Origin of the sequence: Massilia hydrophila, assembly GCF_020208145.1 — a bacterium.
GTDB classification, from domain to species: Bacteria; Pseudomonadota; Gammaproteobacteria; order Burkholderiales; family Burkholderiaceae_D; genus Telluria; species Telluria hydrophila.
This window is the reverse complement of record NZ_JAHYBX010000005.1, coordinates 52,434-70,257: the sequence shown is the minus strand read 5'-3', so window position 1 is coordinate 70,257 and position 17,824 is coordinate 52,434. Positions and strand designations below refer to the sequence as shown.

Below are 17,824 nucleotides of genomic sequence, written 5' to 3'. Positions count from 1 at the left end.
ACCAAACGTCCCAAGGTGACCATCATGTTGCGCACATCTTCCCGCCTGAAACTCCTGTCGCTGTGCTTCGCTGCTCCCGCTTTCGCTGCCTATGCCGGCCTCGCCGCGGCGCAAACCCAGCAGCAGGCCCAGCAACAAGCCCAGCAGCAGACCCAGCAGCCAAGCCAGCGTCCCAGCCAGGCACCGCCCCAGCTCGAACGCATCGAACCGGGCAGCGATGTGCCGGCCACCACGATCCCGCCGCGCGAACGCACCCGCATCACCGAAAAACGGGGCAATGATGGCATGGTCGCCGAAGTGGAAGTGCAAAGCGGAAAGAGCCGCTACATCATGAAACCGAATGTCGGGCCAGGCAACGCCCAACCCGGCGACGCCCAGAGCAGCGCGATCCGCGCTCCCCAGTGGCAGGTCATGGAATTTGACATCGGCAACCCGAAGAAACAGGCTCCCGACCCGGCCACCGCCGCCCCATCGCCGGCTCCGGCCCGCGCCGGCGTGCCGCCGCGCGCCGATGCGCCGCCGCCGCCGCGCCTGGAACCGGTCGAGAAAAAATAATCCCGGGGCTGGCGCCCCTCACCATCTCCGCTAGCACATGGCAGTTTTCACCGCGGTCTCGCTGGACGACCTTTCCCAGTGGATCAAGCAGTTCCCCCTGGGCGAGGTCCGCGCCCTCGAGGGCATTTCTTCCGGCATCGACAACAGCAATTTTTTCCTCACCACCGAGCGTGGGGACTATGTCCTGACCCTCTTCGAAAACCTGCGTGTCGAGCAGTTGCCCTTCTACGTGCAGCTGATGCGCCACCTGGCCGAGCGCGGCATCCCGGTACCGGCGCCGGTGCCCACCCACGCGGGCGAACTGGTGGTCACCCTGCACGGCAAGCCCGCCATCATCGTCAGCCGCCTGAGCGGCGCCTCGCAGCTGGCACCGGGGCCGGAGCACTGCGCCGAAGTCGGCCGCATGCTGGCGCGCATGCACCTGGCCGCGCGCGACTTCCCGCTGGCGCAGCCGAACCTGCGCGGCCTGGACTGGATCAGCGCCACCGCGCCCACGGTCATGCCCTTCCTGTCCGCTCCCGAGGCCGTGCTGTTGCGCGCCGAGGTGGCCTTCCAGCAGGACTTCGCCGCCAGCGCCACCTATGCCGCGCTGGCGCGCGGGCCGGTGCACGCCGACCTGTTCCGCAATAACGTGATGTTCGAAGGCGAGCGCCTGACCGGCTGCTTCGATTTTTATTTCGCCGGGGTCGACACCTGGCTGTTCGACGTCGCCGTCACCGTCAACGACTGGTGCGTCGACCTGGCCAGCGGCGTCCTCGACGCGGCCCGCGTGCGCGCCCTGCTCGACGCCTACCATGCGGCGCGTCCTTTCACGCCGGCGGAAAGCGTGGCATGGCTGCCGCTGCTGCGCGCCGGCGCGCTGCGCTTCTGGCTGTCGCGCCTGTACGACCTCCATTGCCCGCGTGCGGCGGAACTGCTCACGCCCCACGACCCCACCCATTTTGAACGCATCCTGCGCGCGCGCATCGAGCACGGCGCGCCGGAGCTGCCCACATGAATTCGATTCCCGCCATCACCGGCTGGCACTGGCTCAAGCAAGGCGCCAGCCTGTTCCGCCAACAACCGGCTGCCCTCACCACCCTGCTGTTCGCGAATATCCTGATCAGCATCGGCATCAGCGCCGTGCCCCTGCTCGGGCCGATGGCCGCAGTGATCCTGATCCCTTCGTTCTCGATGGCCTTCATGAAGGCCTGCCTGATGATCGAGAACGGCGAACGGGTCACCCCGGCCGTACTGCTGACGGGCTTCCGCAAGCCGGTGGTCAAGTCGCTGTGCAAGGTCGGGCTGGTCTACCTGGGCGTGTCGCTGCTGATGGCGCTGGTCACGCGCTTCACGATCGATCCGGGCTTCTGGGAACAGATGGCGCGCCAGGGACGCGAAGGCGGCCAGCCGCAGGTGGCCGGCTCCGACGTGCTGGCGATGATGCTGATCTTCGCCCTCGACGTGGCGGCCCTGATGGCGCTGTGCTTCGCCGCGCCGCTCACCTACTGGCAGAAGATGGGGCCTGGCAAGGCCACCTTCTACAGCTTCTTCGCCGTGGTGCGCAGCGCGCGCGTGTTCATCGTGCTGCTGCTGGCCTGGTTCGCGATCTTCTTCGGCATTACCATCGTCATCACGCTGCTGCTGGGCGCGTCGAACATGACGCGGGTGGTGATCATGTGGCTGATCTTCCTGTTCGTGCTGCTGCTGCAGTGCGCGATGTATGCCGGGTACCGGCAGATCTTCGGCAAGCCGGTGGATGGGCCTCAAACTGGTTCGGTAAATCTCAGCAAATAAAGTAGTAAACCGTAGGGTGGGCGGGTTCCCCGCCCACGCGGTGATAGTTATCGCATGAAGGTCCCGGCCGGATGATCTTGCAGCCGGTTAAACGCGTGGGCGGGAGACCCGCCCACCCTACGAACGGCATGGCCTTCAGCGGCCAACCCGCTCCAGCTTCGCGATCGACAGGTCGAGCACCTTCATCCCGGCCGAACCGAAGTTGATCTGGGCGCGCGCCGCGCCCGCCCCGCCTTCGATATTCACGATCACGCCTTCGCCGAACTTGGCGTGCGCCACCGTCTCTCCCACGCGCCAGCCGGAGCCGTTGCCCGACTTCTGCGTGATCTGCTGGGCGATCTTGTTGTCGGAACCGTCGCGGAAGGCGGCGTCGTCCCAGGCCGTGGTCTGCTTGCGTCCGGCGAACCAGTTGGTCTGCACGCGCGGCGACAGCCATTTCAGCGACTCTTCCGGCAACTCGTCGAAGAAGCGCGACTTCATGTTGAAGCGGGTCTGGCCGTGCAGCATGCGCTGCTGGGTAAAGCTCATGTACAAACGCTTGCGCGCGCGCGTGATCGCCACGTACATCAGGCGCCGTTCCTCGTCGACGCCATCGAGCTCGCGCGCACTGCTCTCGTGCGGGAACAGGCCTTCTTCCAGGCCGGTGATGAACACGGCGTCGAACTCCAGGCCCTTGGCCGAGTGCACCGTCATCAGCTGCAGCGCATCCTGGCCGGCCTGGGCCTGGGCGTCGCCCGCCTCCAGCGAAGCATGGGTGAGGAAGGCCGATAATGGCGACATCACATTGGCCAGCGGCGCGTCGGCGTCGAGGATCTCGATGCCGTCCTGGTTGACGATCGCTTCGCCCGCCTGGGGCAGCGCCGGTGGTCCGAGATGGGCCGGTGCGCCCTGGCCAAAACCTTCTTCCTGCACGAACTGGGTGGCCGCGTTCACCATCTGCTCCAGGTTCTCGATGCGGTCGGCGCCCTCTTTTTCGTTCTGGTAGTGCAGCAACAGGCCGCTGCGCTCGAGCACCACGCGCACCAGTTCCGGCAGCGGCAGCTGCTGGGTCTCGAAGCGCGCCGATTCGACCAGCTTGACGAAGTTGCCCAGCGAGCTGCCGGCCTTGCCCGTCATGTAGGGCACGGCCGCGTACAGCGAGATGCCGTAGCTGTCGGCCGCCATCTGCAGCTGCTCGATCGAGCGCGCGCCGATGCCGCGGGTGGGGAAGTTCACCACGCGCAGGAACGCCGAGTCGTTGTGCGGATTGTCCATCAGCTGCAGGTAGGCGATGGCGTGCTTGACCTCGGCGCGCTGGAAGTAGCGCAGGCCGCCATACACGGTATACGGCAGGCCGGCCGCGAACAGCGCGTGCTCGATCACCCGGCTCTGGGCGTTGGAGCGGTACAGGATCGCGATCTCGCTGCGCGGCACACCCTCGTTCGTCAGGCTCTTGGCTTCCTCGATGATCCACTGCGCCTCTTCCAGGTCGGACGAAGCCTCGTACACGCGCACCTGCTCGCCCTGCCCCGCGTCGGTACGCAGGTTCTTCCCCAGCCGCTTGGTGTTGTTGGCAATCAGGTAGTTGGCCGAGTCGAGGATGTGGCCATAGGAACGGTAGTTCTGCTCCAGCTTGATCAGGTTCTTGACGCGGAACTCGCGCTCGAAGGCCTGCATGTTGCCGACGTTGGCGCCGCGGAAAGCATAGATGCTCTGGTCGTCGTCGCCCACCGCGAAGATGGCGCCACCGCCCTCCTCGTCGTGGCCGGCCAGCAGTTTGAGCAGGTTGTACTGCAGGTCGTTGGTATCCTGGAACTCGTCCACCAGGATGTGACGGAAGCGCATCTGGTAATGGTGGCGCAGCGGACCGTTCCTGGCCAGCAGCTCGTAGGAACGCAGCAGCAGTTCGGCGAAATCGACCACCCCCTCGCGCTGGCACTGGCCCTCGTACAGCTCATAGAGCTCGATCATGCGGCGCTCGATCGGGTCGTTCGGTTCCAGGCGATTGGCGCGCAGGCCCTGCTCCTTGGCGTTGTTGATGAAGTACATCAGCGCCTTGGCCGGGTACTTTTCGTCGTCCACGTTGTGCGCCTTCAGCATGCGCTTGATGAGCGACAGCTGGTCCTGCGAGTCGAGGATCTGAAAGGCCTGCGGCAGCGCGGCATCCTTGTAGTGGGTGCGCAGCAAGCGGTTGCACAGGCCGTGGAAGGTGCCGATCCACATGCCGCGCGTATTAATCGGCAGCATCGAGGACAGGCGCGTCAGCATCTCCTTGGCCGCCTTGTTGGTGAAGGTGACCGCCATGATGCCGGCTGGCGACACCTGCCCGGTCTGGATCAGCCAGGCGATGCGGGTCGTCAGCACGCGCGTCTTGCCGGAACCGGCGCCGGCCAGGATCAGCGCGCTCTGCGACGGCAGGGTGACGGCGGCGAGCTGTTCGGGATTGAGGTTATGGAGGAGATTCTGCATCCGGCCATTATAACGCCGGGATTACTGTATGCCCATCCAGCCTCGCGCACACGGCTCAGCGGCCGGCCGAACGCGTGCTCGGGTATTCGGGCAGGCCGTCGTCGGTGCGCATCCAGTCGAGCCGGCTGCGGACGAAGGTATGGTCGCCCGGCGGCACCTGCTCCGGATCGTCGAGGGTTGCACTGGCGATATCGAGTTCCTCCGGCCAGCGCGCATCCTCGAAGGACAGGGTGGTGCCGCACAGGGGACAAAAGCCGCGCAGCACGTGCGCGCTCGAGGCGAAGCGCGCCGGTTCACCCTTGGTGAAGCGGAAATCGGCGCGGCGCGCGCTGAACCAGGCCAGCGCGGGCGCGCCCGAGACCCTGCGGCAGTCGCTGCAGTGGCACAGGGTGCTGTTGAAGGTCTCGCCGCTCACGACGTAGCGAACGGCGCCGCAGAAACATCCTCCCTCCAAGTGCATGTCGGTCTCCTTTCAGGCGCTCAACATTGGGCTCTTCAGTATAAACGGCCCATCCTTTCGCGCGCCGCCCGATTGTCTTTTCGCTTATTTTAACCAGAGATTCGCGACAGATCGCGTGGCCCGCAAGACCATGAGTTCATGAGGTTCGCTTACATACGCCCAGTCCTGGGCCAGACTGACCTGGTGTGTGGGGCGGCTTCTAGCCAAAGGAGATTTCTTATGTTGAACCGCGTAGTTACCGTTGCCGCGCTCGCCGTCGGCGGCATGATGCTGTCCAAGAAGCTGAAACAGAACCGCAGCGGCTATGGTGCCAGCTCGTCGGTGTCGGAGTCGATCGAGATCAACGTCCCGGTGCGCACCGCCTACAACCAGTGGACCCAGTTCGAAGACTTCCCGCAGTTCATGAAGAGCGTCAAGGAGATCCGCCAGCTCGACGACAAGCACCTGCACTGGCGCGCCAACGTGGCTGGCGAAGAGAAGGAATGGGATGCCGAGATCACCGAGCAGATCCCCGACAAGCGCATCGCCTGGCGCAGCGTCACCGGCGTCAAGAATGGCGGCGTCGCCACCTTCCACAAGATCTCGGACACCTGCTGCCGCGTCATGGTCCAGATGGACTATGAGCCGGAAAATGCCGTCGAGTCCATTGGCGACGCGATGGGCGCCGTGCGCATGGAACTGCGCGGCAACCTGCAGAACTTCAAGGAACTGCTCGAGAAGCGCGGCTCGGAAAGCGGCGCCTGGCGCGGCAAGATCGCACAGCACTAATTTGATCCGCCTGGCCCGCGTGGCCAGACAGAGCCTGGCGCACTTCGCGGCGCCAGGCTTTTTTCATGGGCGGCAGGCGCCGCCGCAGGCACAGGAAAGGATCAGTAGACCACGACCGAACGGATCGACTCGCCCGACTTCATCAGGTCGAAGCCCTCGTTGATGCGTTCGAGCGGCAGGTGGTGGGTGATCAGGTCGTCGATATTGATCTTGTTTTCCATGTACCAGTCGACGATCTTCGGCACGTCGGTGCGGCCGCGCGCGCCACCAAAGGCCGACCCCTTCCACACCCGGCCCGTCACCAGCTGGAACGGGCGGGTCGAGATTTCCTGGCCGGCCGCCGCCACGCCGATGATGATCGACTGGCCCCAGCCCTTGTGGCAGCATTCCAGCGCCTGGCGCATGGTGGTCACGTTGCCCACGCATTCGAAGCTGTAGTCGGCGCCGCCGTCGGTCAACCCGACGATGGCGTCGACCACGTTCTCGACCTGGGTCGGGTTGATGAAATGGGTCATGCCGAACTTGCGCGCCATCGCTTCGCGCTCCGGGTTCAGGTCCACGCCGATGATTTTATCGGCGCCGACCATCTTCGCCGCCTGGATCACGTTCAGGCCGATGCCGCCCAGGCCGAACACGACCACGTTGGCGCCCGCCTCCACCTTCGCCGTGAAGATCACGGCGCCGATGCCGGTGGTGACGCCGCAGCCGATGTAGCAGATCTTGTCGAAGGGCGCGTCCGAACGCACCTTGGCCAGCGCGATTTCCGGCACCACGATGTAGTTCGAGAAGGTCGAAGTGCCCATGTAGTGGTACAGGGGCTTGCCGTCCAGCGAAAAACGCGACGTCGCGTCGGGCATCAGGCCGCGGCCCTGGGTCGAGCGGATCGCCTGGCACAGGTTGGTTTTTTGCGACAGGCAGAACTTGCACTGGCGGCATTCCGGCGTGTACAGCGGAATCACGTGGTCGTCACGGCGCAGGCTGGTCACGCCCGGGCCGACGTCGACCACCACGCCCGCGCCCTCATGCCCCAGGATGGCCGGGAACAGGCCTTCCGGATCGGCGCCCGACAGCGTGTAGTAGTCGGTGTGGCAAATCCCGGTGGCTTTCACTTCGACGAGCACCTCGCCCGCCTTCGGGCCTTCGAGCTCGACTTCCTCGATCGTGAGCGGATGGCCCGCCTTCCATGCTACTGCTGCCTTGGTCTTCATGTGTATCCTTCCTGAGCCAGAACGTGGCGCGGCTGGCATGCCGCGCCGTGAAGTTTGACATCATAACAAGGAACCGTGGGACACGACGCTCCCCCCTTTCCAGCGCACCGTTCAACTTTGTATGCACGAGTTCTCACTTTTGACATAGACTTGTTTCACCGCAGATGTATGTATGCGGCATAAAAATCCGCGTACGTGGCCGCCAGAGCCTCGACGCGACAACAAGTACTTACACGGAGAATAGTAATGGCAGACAAAAACACTCGCAGCTCTTCCCTCCAGGCCTGCCTGGCAGCCATGCTCGCCGCCGGCGTGTTCGGCCACGCGCAGGCCGCGGCGCCCGACACCACCCGCGTCATCGTCGCCTTCAAGCCGGGCGCCGCGGCCAAGGTCAAATCGCTGGTGGCCGCCTCGAAAGGCGCGGTCAAGCACGAGATCTTCGGCATGAACGCGATGGCGATCGAAGTGCCGGCAGTGGCGCTGAAGGGGCTGGAGAACAATCCGAACGTGGAGTACATCGAAGAAGACGTGGTGCGCAAGCCCTTCGCCCTGACCAGCCCGTCCACCGGCACGCCCTACCAGAGCGGCCAGCTGGTCCCCTACGGCATCAAGCAGGTGCAGGCCGACCAGCTGTCCGACAGCGTGGCCGCCAACCGCAAGCTGTGCATCATCGACTCGGGCTACGACCGCAACCACGAAGACCTGTCCGCCAACAGTGTCACCGGCGAATACGACGCCGGCACCGGCTGGTGGTACACCGACGAGAACCACCACGGCACCCACGTGGCCGGCACCATCGCCGCCATCAACAACAGCGGCACCGGCGTGGTCGGCGTGAACCCGAACCGCCAGCTCAAGCTGCACATCGTGAAGGTGTTCGGCAAGGATGGCTGGGCCTATTCCTCGACCCTGACCTCGGCCGCCAACAAGTGCGGCGCGGCCGGCGCCAACGTGATCAGCATGTCGCTCGGCGGCGGACGCAAGAGCACCACCGAGCAGCGCGCCTTCGACAGCCTGTATTCCAAGGGCGTGCTGAGCATCGCCGCCGCCGGCAACGACGGCAACAGCGTGGTCTCCTACCCGGCCGGCTACACCAGCGTGGTGATGGTCGGCGCGGTCGACGAGAACAAGCAGTGGGCCAGCTTCTCGCAGTACAACAGCCAGGTCGAACTGGCCGGCCCGGGCGTGGGCGTGCTGTCCACCGTGCCGATGGGCGGGGGCCAGGAAGCGGTGCTGAACGTCGGCAGCGTGGCCTACGTGGCGGGCGCCATGGAAGGCTCGCCGGTGAAGACCGCCACCGCGCCGCTGGCCGACTTCGGCCTGGGCGACAAGGTCAACACGGCCGTCTCGGGCAAGGTCTGCCTGATCCAGCGCGGCACCGTCGACTTCGCGGTCAAGGTCAGCAACTGCCAGAACAGCGGCGGCGTCGGCGCGATCGTGTACAACAACGTGGCCGGCGCCTTCGGCGGCACCCTCGGCACCACCGTCACCAGCATCCCGTCGGTGACCGCCACCGATACCGATGGCACGGCGATGAAGGCGCAGCTGGGCCAGAGCGCGACGGTCGGCATCCAGGCCACCAACTACGCTTACTACGACGGCACCTCGATGGCGACGCCGCACGTGTCGGCGGTGGCGGCCCTGGTGTGGAGCTACTACCCGAGCTGCACCGCCGCCCAGATCCGCAGCACGCTCACCAAGAGCGCGCTCGACCTGGGCCCGGCCGGCCGCGACACCAAGTACGGTTTCGGGCTGGTGCAGGCCAAGGCCGCGCGCGACCGCATCGCGTCGCTCGGCTGCGGTAACTGATCCGGGTATTGCGCGGCCAGGCCCCTCAGGCCTGGCCGCCGCCGGCCGGTTGCCCCGGCCGGTTGCCCCGCCCCGGCGCATCCAGCGCCAGGCGCATCGCGAATTCCATCCGTCCCGGCGTACCCGGCATCGGATACGCCTCCCCCAGTATGCTGAAACCCGCGCGCCGGTACAGCGCCAGCGCCGCCGCGTTGGCGCAGTTCACGCCGAGACCCACGGTGCGTGCTCCGCGGTCCCGCGCCCAGCCAAGGGCGGCCGCCAGCAGTCCAGCCGCCATGCCCTGCCCGCGCCATTCGGGCGCCACCCACATCTGGTACAGGTTGACGGTGCCAGGATCGTCGTCATCGACCCTGGCCCACAGCAGTCCGGCCAGCGTCCCGGGCCGGCCAGGCGCTTCGGCCACCAGCGGACAGTCGATGCCGGAGACGCTTGCCTGCGCCAGGCGCGCGGCCCAGTCTTCCAGCGGGCGCGCCAGCGCTTCGTCCAGCGTGGCGCCGAAGGCCTCCGGCGCGCCCTCCAGGGCGCGCAGGCGCAGCGCCCGGTAGGCCTGCCAGTCGCCGGGCGCCAGCCGGCGCACCAGTGCCTGTGCGCTCAAGGCGTGGCGAGCAGCGCGCGGCCCTTGGCGGCGTAGCCTGCCGCCTTCGGCGCGTCAGTCCAGGCCGGGCGCACCGGGTTGTCGGCGATGTCGTACACACCCTGGGCCAGCATGCGCGTCACGCGCGCCATGTTGTCGTAATCGAGCTTGTCCCAGGTGTCGTCCTTGCCGTGGTAGTCGGAGAAGCCGTAGGCCACCGACAGCGTGTGCGCCGGCACCCCGGCATCGGCCAGCGACTGGTTGTCGGCGCGGCCGAAGAACTGGTCGCTGAAGGAGGCATGCTTCCACAGGCGGATGCCGGTCTGCTCGGCGGACTTCTTCAGCATCTCGCCCACGGTGGAGAAGTCGAAGCCGGTCATCGCGACCGAATCGAGCTGCCGGCCTTCGCTGTCGTCGGTGCGGCCGGTCTGCTCGAGGTTGATCATGGCCACCGTATCCTTCAGCGGGAACACCGGATGGCGCGCGTAGTACTTCGATCCCAGCATGCCCAATTCCTCGCCCCACAAGGTCATGAACACGATGCTGCGGCGCGGACGTTCCTTGCGCGCGGCCAGCGCTCCGGCCGCACCGATCACCGAGGCCACGCCGCTGGCGTCGTCGTTGGCGCCGTTGTAGACCTCGCCGTTGCGGATGCCGACATGGTCGTGGTGCGCCGTCATCAGCACATAGCTGTTCTTCAGCGAAGGATCGGAACCGCGCAGCACGCCGACCACGTTGCGCAGCTTGACCGGGCGCAGCGCCACGGCCGCCACCCGCGCCGTCACGCTGGCGCCGCCCTTTTCCAGCGCGGCCGCGGCATCCGCCGCATGCAGCACCAGCACCCGCGGCGCGCCCTTCACCGCGGGCTGCTCGGGATTGACCAGCCAGCCGCCGGTGCCGGCGCCGTTGCGCTTCTCGCGGTCGATCATGATGACCAGGGCCGGCTTGCTCCTCAGTTTTTCCTGCAGCTGGCGGACGGCGCCCGGCACCGGCGCGGCCGGCACCACCAGCACCTTGCCGTTGGCGGCCTCGCTGTTTTCCAGCGCTTCCTTCCAGCCCATGTAGACCGCCGGCGTGGAAGCCAGCGACACCGCGTCCAGGAAACTTCCGGTCGCGCCGCCGGCCGGCACCGTGACGGTGTTGCCACCCGCGCTCACGCTCAGGCTCACGTCTTCCGGCTTGCGCTCGGCGTACTGCCAGTGCGCGGTCTGGAAGTAGCCGTCGTCGCCGGCCGGCTCCAGGCCCGCCTTGCGAAACTGGGCGGCGATGTAATCGGTGGCCAGGTCCTGGCCGCGCGAGGGCGTGCCGCGGCCTTCCAGCTCGTCCGAGGCGAGGTACTTGACGTGAGCGCGCAGGACATCCGGAGCGATGCTGGACAGGTAGGCGCCTGCCGCGGCCGGGGCGGTGGCCGCGCTGGTGGCGGCGGTCGGCAGCTGGGCGCAGCCGGCGGCGGCCAGCGCGAGGACGAGGGCGGAAAGGTGAAGACGCATGCGTTTGCTTTCGAGTGAATGGCAAGAAAGGCAATATCGCATGGCGCCCTACGCCCGGTCAATCCACGCCGGGAAGAATCGAATGCATATGCGTGGCCATGCTCACGGCGCGGCGCGCAGGCGCGCGTCCAGTTCCTGCTCGTCGGGCGGATTGGCGAATACCTGCTGCAGGGTCCAGCCCTTCCTGTCGAGCAGGTAGGCCACCTTCAGGTGGAACTCGCGGTACAGGCCGCTCCTGTCGTGGTCGAGCGCCCAGGTGCCGAGCGCGAACAGGTCGCGGTTCGCGTCGAAGTCGAAGTCGCCGGCCTTGCCGACATAGTCGGCATAGCCTTCCAGCAGCCAGCGCGGATAGCGCAGCATGACGGTGCGGCCGAAGGCGCGCGACACGTCGACGTGGGTGATCTCGTGCGCGATGAAGTAGGACAGCGGCCGCTGGTCCGCGTCGGCCAGCGGCCGGCCTTCCGGCGGCAGGATGCGGTTGGCGGGGATGTCGGACGCGCGGATGAACACCTGCCGGGTGAGCCAGACGTCGGCCGCGCCGCCCATGCGCGCGTGAAAATGGCGGCCGTACAGCCACAGGCGCCAGTCGTCGTTGCAGAAGAAGATCTCGACCGGGACCGCGCGCTCGTGCAGCGACGAGGTGCGCAGGCGCCGCGTCACGTCGTCCAGCACGTCCGTGATCTCGCCCGGGATCGGCCGGTCCGACCAGACATGGTAGTTCTGGTAGCTGCTGCGGTACGCGAACGCCGGTTCGGGAAAGGCGCATATCACCACGTACAGGGTGGCCGCGGCCAGCAGGCCGGCCAGGCAGGTTTTCAGGAAGACCGCAATGGCGCGGCCGGGACGGATGGCAGGTCGGGTCAAGATCGTTCTCGCGGTACGGCGCGCCGGCAGGATGCCGGTGCGCGACAGGCGCAACTTACTGGACCAGTCTTATCGAAAGCTTAACGGCGCACGCGCCAGCCCGGGCGCGGCGCAGAATATGCGGGCCGCGTAGGATTCAGTCGTCTTCCCAGGATGCGCGCGGCGTCTTCGGCGCGCGCCGCTGGATCTTGCCCTGGGTCGTAAAACCGATCAGGCGCGCCACCACCGCCGCCAGGTACATCACGCCGACCAGCATCTCGATGCTGCACAGCGCGCGCGCATGCACGGTCAGCGGAATCACGTCGCCGATGCCGGTGCTCGACAGCAGGGCGAAGCTCAGGTAATTCAGTTCGCTCCAGGTGCGCGGCGCGCCCGCGTTGACGGCGGCGGCGAAGGTGCCGGGCTGGAGCTCCTGCACCATCAGGTACAGGTGGGTAAAACCCCAGGCCAGCAGGGTGAAGGTGGCGCCGGCGGCGAACAGTTCGTCGGTGGTGGCCTGGCGGTCGCCCATCATGTAGGCGATCAGGCTGCCCGCGGCATAGAAATAGAACAGGGCTTCCAGGGCGGAGGACCAGGCCAGCAGGGTGCTGCGCAGGTCGAACACGTTCTGCAGCAGCAGCAGGATCACGATCGGCACGGCGAGCGCGATGCTGACCCGGGTCTCGCCCGGCGTGCGCCGCACCATGCGGATGGTCAGCGCCAGCACCACCACGCCGAACACGTTGAGCACCCCGTGCCCGGCCGGCTCGCCCTCGATGAAGGGATACAGCAGCATCCCGAGCAGCTGCACCAAGAGCAGGATGGCGGAAGGGTGGCGGCTGGTATGGATGAGCAGGCGCAGGGGTCGCATCGGTGCTCCGTCGGCGAGAAAGAAGCGCCTATTGTATGCAATCCGCCCGGCGGCGGGAGGCCGCTCAGCCGGCGTGTGCGAGGGCGCGCGGCGCCCCCTTCCCGGCCAGCGCCGGGGTGGCCCGCGCCCCTTCTTCTTCGGCCAGGCGGAACACCGCCACCAGCTCGCCCAGGCGCCCCGCCTGCTCCTGCATCGACGCGGCGGCCGCCGCCGCTTGCTCCACCAGGGCCGAATTCTGCTGGGTCACCTCGTCCATCTGGGCGATCGCGCCATTCACCTGTTCGATGCCTTCGCTCTGCTCGGCGGTGGCGGCGCTGATCTCGGCCACCACGCCGGTCACGCGGCGCACGCTCTCGACCACTTCCTGCATGGTGGCGCCGGCCTGGGCTACCAGCGCGCTGCCGGAATCGACCCGTTCGACCGAGGCACCGATCAGGGCCTTGATTTCCTTGGCAGCTCCGGCCGAGCGCTGCGCCAGGCTGCGCACTTCGCTCGCGACCACGGCGAAGCCGCGTCCCTGCTCGCCCGCGCGCGCGGCCTCGACCGCCGCATTCAGGGCCAGGATGTTGGTCTGGAACGCGATGCCGTCGATGACGCCGATGATGTCCACCACGCGGCGCGAGGAATCGTTGATGGCGCCCATGGTTTCGACCACCTGAGCCACCACTTCGCCGCCGCGCACGGCCACGCTGGAGGCGGCCGTGCTCAGGCCGTTCGCCTGGCGCGCATGGTCCGCGTTCTGGCGCACGGTGGAGGTCAGTTCTTCCATCGACGAGGCGGTTTCCTCGAGCGAGGAGGCCTGCTGCTCGGTACGGCTGGACAGGTCCTGGTTGCCGGCATTGATCTCGGCCGATGCGGTGGCGATGGCATCGGTGGCGCTGCGCACCTGGCTGACCACGGCGGCCAGGCTGTCGCGCATGCCGCGGATCGCGAACAGCAGGCTGCCGCGGTCCTTCGGATCGGTCTCGATCCGCACCGCCAGGTTGCCGGCGGCGATCTGGCCCGCCACCTCGGCCGCGTAGCCCGGCTCGCCGCCAAGCTGGCGCAGCAGGCCGCGGGTGATCACGGTGGCGGCGGCGGCGCCGGCCAGCAGGGCCAGCACCCCGAGCGCCAGCAGCGCATTGCGGCTCGCCGCATAGGTTTGCACCGCGCCCTCGTAGGTGGCCTGCATGCTGCCGCCCAGGTGCGAGATCAGCTCGTTGGAGGCAATGAAGGTGCTGCTCTGCAGCTTGCGCGCAGGGCCCAGCAGGTGGGCGATGGCCGCGTCACGCTCGCCTGCCGCGTGCAGGCGCAGCACCTGGTCGAGCGCGCCGATGTACTGGACGTAGGCGGCCTTGTAGGCCTGCAGCTTGGCGGCGCCGGCGCCGGGACCGACGCTGGCCGCCAGCTGGGCGAACATCGCCTCGCTGTCCTCGCGGGCGCTGGCGATGGTCGCGAAATTCTTCTTGTCGGATTCCTCGCTGCTCACCAGGAGCAGGTCGCGCACGGTGCGCGCGCTGCGGTTGATGCGGTCGGCCAGTTCCTGGGCCACGACCACCTTCGGGTAGGCATCGAGCGCCATCGCACGGGTATCCTCATGGAGCGTGCCGAGCTTGGCGATGCCGACGCCGATCATGGCCAGCAGCAGCACCAGCACCAGGGCAAAACCGAGGGCCAGCCGGGTACCTACCTTCATGTGTTTCATTGGATTCTCCGATGCCGCGGATGAGGGCCGGACGTTCCGGCCGCGGCGGCGGAAACTGGCATCATCGGCCGCGAGTGATAAATGCGAGTCGCTGCATTATACAATTTTTCCCACAGGAAATAAGCACCGCGGGGCTTGGCTGTTTCGTTGGCGCAACTGCCGCAACCCCGCCCTTCCGGCCGCCGTTCCGCTAGGGTCTGTCTGACTGAGTTCAGGGAAGCCATAACATTATTGTCGCCACGATGACTGCGGCGAGGTAGTTATGGCCGCGCTTGTCGTAACGCGTTGCAACGGCGCGGAAGTCCTTCAGCCGGTTGATCGCCCGCTCGACGACGTTGCGGCCTTTGTAAGCTTCGACGTCGAACCTTGGTGGCGCGCCACCGTTGCGTCCTTTGCGCAGTCGGCTTTTCTGCGCATCGAGACGTTCAGGACACACACAGCGTATCCCGCGGTTTTGGATCTGCTGTCGATAATGACGTGCGCCATAGGCGCGGTCGACGCGCAAGCATGAGGGACGTTTGCGAGGCCGGCCACGGGCAGGACGCGGTACCGAGATGGCATCGAGAACCTGTCCAAGATTTGCCGCATCGCTGCATTGTCCAGCAGTGACGACAATCGACAAGGGCAGACCGTGCCCATCAACACACAGGTGAATCTTGCTGGTGATGCCGCCGCGCGATCGGCCGAGCCACTCGTCAGTTATGAGCCCCTTTTTTCCGCCGCAGGCAATTTCTTGCGGGCCCCGGCGGCGCTACGGTGAGCTTTGATGTGTGTAGCATCGAGCGCAGCGCCATCCCAATCGATCAGGCCAGCTTCATCGGCTGCCGCTTGCATGACTGTGAGCAAGCGCTTCCAGGTACCGTCGCGCGACCAGCGGACAAACCGGTCATAACAGGTCTGCCAAGGCCCGTAGCGCGCTGGAATGTCGCGCCAAGGCGCCCCAGTCCTTAAACGCCACAGGATTCCATTGATCACATGTCGGTGCTCGACATAAGCATGACCGTGATGCGGATTTGGCGGCAGATGGGATTCCAACCGCCGCCATTGCTTCTCGGTTAGATCAGTTCGGCTCATCTTCATAGCCCTCCCGATCTAATTCTCTCATTCTTCGCCTTCGCTCAGTCAGACAGACCCTAGTCGAACAGCGCCCGAAAGGCGCGTACGGCGGCCCCCGGGTCCGGCGCCGCGTACACGGCCGTGATCGCGGCCACCATCGCCGCCCCACGCCGCACCAGCGGCGCAGCCCGCGCCGGTGTCATCCCGCCGATGACGGCCTGCGGCAGGGATGCGCGCGCGCCCCAAGCATCCACCAGTGCGGGCGGGGTGACGAAGCTGTACTGCTTGACCGGCGACGGATGGAAGCCGCCGAAGGCGACGTAGCTGGCGCCGTCGCGGCAGGCCGCTTCGGCCCGCGGCAGTTCGCCGTAGCAGGAAGCGCCGACGATGCTGTCCGGCCCGAGCACCGCGCGCGCCTCGGCCAGCGCGGCGTCTGCGCCGCCCAGGTGCACGCCGTCGGCGCCGAGTTCGCGGCACAGGCCGACGTGGTCGTTGATGATGAGTGGCCGCCCGTGCGCGCGACACAGCGCCAGCAGCGCCCCGCCCTGCTCCAGGCGCAGCGCCGGGCTGGCGGTCTTGTGGCGGTACTGGACCAGGGCGGCACCGGCTGCCAGTGCGGCCCCGGTCACCGCCAGCAGGCGTGTGGTGTCGTCCCAGTCCGGGGTCACCAGGTAGAGTCCGCGCAGCGCGGGCCGGTTCGGGTGGAGGTGCATGCTTGTCCTTGTCGGGCGGTTCAATGCGGGTGCAGGATGCGGCGCGGGATGCGCTGCCCCGGCGCGATCCAGAACGCGTGGGCCAGGGTCTGGTGGCAGTAGTCCTGGGCGCGCTCGAGCGCGTCTTCGACGGCATCGCCCAGGGCCAGGCGCGCGGCGATCGCCGCCGCCAGCGTGCAGCCGCTGCCGTGGTAGGTGTGCGGCAGGCGTGGCAGGCGCCAGCTGCGCCGCTCCACGCCGTCGTGCAGCCAGCGGTTGACCACCAGCTCCCCGTCCTGCGCGTGGCCGCCGGTGACCAGCACGTGCTCGCAGGGCACGGCGCCCAGCGCCTGCGCTTCCGGCAGGTTGGGCACCAGCACGGTCGCCAGCGGCAGCAGCCCGGCCAGCGCGGAGATCGCGCTGCCCCGGCCCAGCGCGTCGCCCAGGCCGCTCGCCAGCACCGGGTCGAGCACCACCGGCAGCAGCGGGTCGGCCGCGCGCAGCTGGCGCAGCAGGCGGGCGATGGCGGCGGCGTTGGCGCGGCTGCCCGGGATGCCGATCTTGACCGCGTCGATGCTGCAGGAGTCGATCAGGGCATCGGCCTGGCGCAGCACCAGGCCGCTATCGACCGGATGCACTTCGTGCACACGGTTGTTGTCCTGCACCGTGAGCGCGGTGGCGACCGGCAGCGCATGGCCCCCCAGCGCGCCGATGGCGGCGATGTCGGCCGCCAGGCCCGCCCCGCCGCCCGGGTCGAGCCCGGCGAACACGAGAACGGTGGGCACCATCAGGCAAGCACGCCTTCGGCCGGCGACGAGGGAGAAGCGGCGAAGCGGCGCGGCATGCGTCCGGCCAGGAACGCGTCGCGCCCGGCGCTGACGGCCTGGCGCATCGCGCGCGCCATGCGCACCGGATCGCGCGCGGCGGCGATCGCCGTGTTCATCAGGACGCCGTCGCAGCCGAGCTCCATCGCGATGGCCGCATCCGAGGCGGTGCCGACGCCGGCATCGACCAATACCGGCACCGTGGCCTGCTCGACGATGAGCCTCAGGTTCCAGGGGTTGAGGATGCCCATGCCGGAGCCGATCAGCGAAGCCAGCGGCATCACGGCGGCGCAGCCGATCTCCTGCAGGAGTCTAGCCTGCACCGGGTCGTCGCTGCAGTAGACCATCACGTCGAAGCCGTCGCGCACCAGGATCTCGGCGGCCCGGATGGTTTCCGGCATGTGCGGGAACAGGGTACGCTCGTCGCCCAGCACTTCCAGCTTGACCAGCTTGCGTCCGTCCAGCAGCTCGCGCGCCATCTGCAGCGTGTACACCGCGTCGCGGGCCGTGTAGCAGCCGGCCGTGTTGGGCAGGATCGTGAATTCGCCCGGGGGCAGCACGTCGAGCAGGCTGGGGGCATGCGGGTCCTGGCCGATGTTCACGCGGCGGATCGCCACCGTCACGATCTCGGCGCCGGCCGCGAGCGTCGCTTCGCGGGTCTGCGCCAGGTCGCGGTACTTGCCGCTGCCGACCAGCAGGCGCGAAGCGTACCGGCGGCCGGCGATGATGAGGAAATCCTCGTTTGCTACTACGTCCATGTCGTCTC

The 17,824-nt window shown here is 67.5% G+C and carries 17 protein-coding genes; 5 read left to right on the top strand and 12 right to left on the bottom strand.

From position 1 onward, the window contains the following. Positions 1-24: 24 nt before the first annotated feature. From LE190_RS13670 to LE190_RS13660, 3 genes are read left to right on the top strand one after another with little or no spacing between them, the layout of a single operon-like run. The gene (locus LE190_RS13670) at positions 25-555 is read left to right on the top strand and encodes a hypothetical protein (protein WP_225239220.1); all 531 of its coding nucleotides are present in this window, start codon (positions 25-27) and stop codon (positions 553-555) included. A gap of 37 nt (positions 556-592) precedes the next feature. Beyond that, positions 593-1,552, top strand: coding sequence for a homoserine kinase (locus LE190_RS13665; RefSeq protein WP_225239219.1), 960 nt, complete (start codon positions 593-595; stop codon positions 1,550-1,552). Next, positions 1,549-2,331: a BPSS1780 family membrane protein gene (locus tag LE190_RS13660; protein WP_225239218.1), complete on the top strand. Its 783-nt coding sequence runs from the start codon at positions 1,549-1,551 to the stop codon at positions 2,329-2,331. The genes LE190_RS13665 and LE190_RS13660 overlap by 4 nt, the downstream gene beginning before the upstream one ends. A gap of 135 nt (positions 2,332-2,466) precedes the next feature. Here LE190_RS13660 and LE190_RS13655 read toward each other — a convergent pair whose 3' ends face one another. Together LE190_RS13655 and LE190_RS13650 are read right to left on the bottom strand one after the other, a co-directional pair. After that, on the bottom strand, positions 2,467-4,779 hold the full coding sequence (locus LE190_RS13655; RefSeq protein WP_225239217.1) for a UvrD-helicase domain-containing protein: 2,313 nt from the start codon (positions 4,777-4,779) through the stop codon (positions 2,467-2,469). 55 nt (positions 4,780-4,834) lie between these two features. Next, a complete protein-coding gene (locus LE190_RS13650; protein WP_225239216.1) occupies positions 4,835-5,239 on the bottom strand; it encodes a GFA family protein in 405 nt (134 codons plus the stop codon). A gap of 219 nt (positions 5,240-5,458) precedes the next feature. Here LE190_RS13650 and LE190_RS13645 point away from each other — a divergent pair, with 219 nt between their 5' ends. Further along, positions 5,459-6,007 carry an SRPBCC family protein gene (locus tag LE190_RS13645; RefSeq protein ID WP_225239215.1) on the top strand — a complete coding sequence of 183 codons (549 nt, stop codon included), beginning with the start codon at positions 5,459-5,461 and terminating at the stop codon, positions 6,005-6,007. Positions 6,008-6,108: 101 nt separating this feature from the next. Here LE190_RS13645 and LE190_RS13640 read toward each other — a convergent pair whose 3' ends face one another. After that, positions 6,109-7,215: an S-(hydroxymethyl)glutathione dehydrogenase/class III alcohol dehydrogenase gene (locus LE190_RS13640; RefSeq protein ID WP_225239214.1), complete on the bottom strand. Its 1,107-nt coding sequence runs from the start codon at positions 7,213-7,215 to the stop codon at positions 6,109-6,111. 246 nt (positions 7,216-7,461) lie between these two features. On the opposite strand from LE190_RS13640, the gene LE190_RS13635 reads away from it, so the two are divergent. Beyond that, positions 7,462-9,024 carry a S8 family serine peptidase gene (locus LE190_RS13635; RefSeq protein WP_225239213.1) on the top strand — a complete coding sequence of 521 codons (1,563 nt, stop codon included), beginning with the start codon at positions 7,462-7,464 and terminating at the stop codon, positions 9,022-9,024. A gap of 25 nt (positions 9,025-9,049) precedes the next feature. On the opposite strand, the gene LE190_RS13630 is transcribed toward LE190_RS13635, so the two are convergent. The 9 genes from LE190_RS13630 to LE190_RS13585 all read right to left on the bottom strand — a co-directional run bounded on the left by LE190_RS13630 (position 9,050) and on the right by LE190_RS13585 (position 17,816). Continuing rightward, a complete protein-coding gene (locus LE190_RS13630) occupies positions 9,050-9,619 on the bottom strand; it encodes a GNAT family N-acetyltransferase (RefSeq protein ID WP_225239212.1) in 570 nt (189 codons plus the stop codon). Next, positions 9,616-11,088 (bottom strand): M28 family metallopeptidase, encoded by a 1,473-nt coding sequence (locus LE190_RS13625; protein ID WP_225239211.1) that lies wholly within the window; start codon positions 11,086-11,088, stop codon positions 9,616-9,618. Before LE190_RS13625 ends, LE190_RS13630 begins: the two co-directional genes overlap by 4 nt. A gap of 102 nt (positions 11,089-11,190) precedes the next feature. Next, the gene (locus LE190_RS13620; protein ID WP_225239210.1) at positions 11,191-11,952 is read right to left on the bottom strand and encodes a hypothetical protein; all 762 of its coding nucleotides are present in this window, start codon (positions 11,950-11,952) and stop codon (positions 11,191-11,193) included. Between the two features lie 136 nt (positions 11,953-12,088). Next, a complete protein-coding gene (locus LE190_RS13615) occupies positions 12,089-12,802 on the bottom strand; it encodes an ion channel (RefSeq protein WP_225239209.1) in 714 nt (237 codons plus the stop codon). A 64-nt stretch (positions 12,803-12,866) separates the two neighbouring features. Further along, complete coding sequence (locus LE190_RS21930) at positions 12,867-14,486, bottom strand: methyl-accepting chemotaxis protein (RefSeq protein ID WP_307734706.1); 1,620 nt, start codon at positions 14,484-14,486, stop codon at positions 12,867-12,869. Positions 14,487-14,697: 211 nt separating this feature from the next. Further along, positions 14,698-15,560, bottom strand: a protein-coding gene (locus LE190_RS13600; RefSeq protein ID WP_374041198.1) for an IS5 family transposase whose coding sequence is annotated in 2 segments (ribosomal slippage) — positions 14,698-15,191 and positions 15,191-15,560 — 864 coding nt in all. Because the reading frame shifts where the segments join, the coding sequence is not laid out codon by codon here. Between the two features lie 59 nt (positions 15,561-15,619). Next, positions 15,620-16,228 carry a thiamine phosphate synthase gene (gene thiE, locus LE190_RS13595; protein ID WP_225239412.1) on the bottom strand — a complete coding sequence of 203 codons (609 nt, stop codon included), beginning with the start codon at positions 16,226-16,228 and terminating at the stop codon, positions 15,620-15,622. Between the two features lie 47 nt (positions 16,229-16,275). Then, positions 16,276-17,022 carry a bifunctional hydroxymethylpyrimidine kinase/phosphomethylpyrimidine kinase gene (thiD, locus tag LE190_RS13590; RefSeq protein ID WP_225239208.1) on the bottom strand — a complete coding sequence of 249 codons (747 nt, stop codon included), beginning with the start codon at positions 17,020-17,022 and terminating at the stop codon, positions 16,276-16,278. Then, positions 17,022-17,816: a thiazole synthase gene (locus LE190_RS13585; RefSeq protein ID WP_225239207.1), complete on the bottom strand. Its 795-nt coding sequence runs from the start codon at positions 17,814-17,816 to the stop codon at positions 17,022-17,024. Before LE190_RS13585 ends, thiD begins: the two co-directional genes overlap by 1 nt. Positions 17,817-17,824: the final 8 nt, after the last annotated feature.

What these genes read in the sequence shown, in the direction of transcription:
- LE190_RS13670 (WP_225239220.1), top strand. Translation starts at nt 25, where the DNA reads ATGTTGCGCACATCTTCCCGCCTGAAACTCCTGTCGCTGTGCTTCGCT.
- LE190_RS13665 (WP_225239219.1), top strand. Translation starts at nt 593, where the DNA reads ATGGCAGTTTTCACCGCGGTCTCGCTGGACGACCTTTCCCAGTGGATC.
- LE190_RS13660 (WP_225239218.1), top strand. Translation starts at nt 1,549, where the DNA reads ATGAATTCGATTCCCGCCATCACCGGCTGGCACTGGCTCAAGCAAGGC.
- LE190_RS13655 (WP_225239217.1), bottom strand. Translation starts at nt 4,779, where the DNA reads ATGCAGAATCTCCTCCATAACCTCAATCCCGAACAGCTCGCCGCCGTC.
- LE190_RS13650 (WP_225239216.1), bottom strand. Translation starts at nt 5,239, where the DNA reads ATGCACTTGGAGGGAGGATGTTTCTGCGGCGCCGTTCGCTACGTCGTG.
- LE190_RS13645 (WP_225239215.1), top strand. Translation starts at nt 5,459, where the DNA reads ATGTTGAACCGCGTAGTTACCGTTGCCGCGCTCGCCGTCGGCGGCATG.
- LE190_RS13640 (WP_225239214.1), bottom strand. Translation starts at nt 7,215, where the DNA reads ATGAAGACCAAGGCAGCAGTAGCATGGAAGGCGGGCCATCCGCTCACG.
- LE190_RS13635 (WP_225239213.1), top strand. Translation starts at nt 7,462, where the DNA reads ATGGCAGACAAAAACACTCGCAGCTCTTCCCTCCAGGCCTGCCTGGCA.
- LE190_RS13625 (WP_225239211.1), bottom strand. Translation starts at nt 11,088, where the DNA reads ATGCGTCTTCACCTTTCCGCCCTCGTCCTCGCGCTGGCCGCCGCCGGC.
- LE190_RS13615 (WP_225239209.1), bottom strand. Translation starts at nt 12,802, where the DNA reads ATGCGACCCCTGCGCCTGCTCATCCATACCAGCCGCCACCCTTCCGCC.
- LE190_RS21930 (WP_307734706.1), bottom strand. Translation starts at nt 14,486, where the DNA reads ATGAAACACATGAAGGTAGGTACCCGGCTGGCCCTCGGTTTTGCCCTG.
- thiD (WP_225239208.1), bottom strand. Translation starts at nt 17,022, where the DNA reads ATGGTGCCCACCGTTCTCGTGTTCGCCGGGCTCGACCCGGGCGGCGGG.
- LE190_RS13585 (WP_225239207.1), bottom strand. Translation starts at nt 17,816, where the DNA reads ATGGACGTAGTAGCAAACGAGGATTTCCTCATCATCGCCGGCCGCCGG.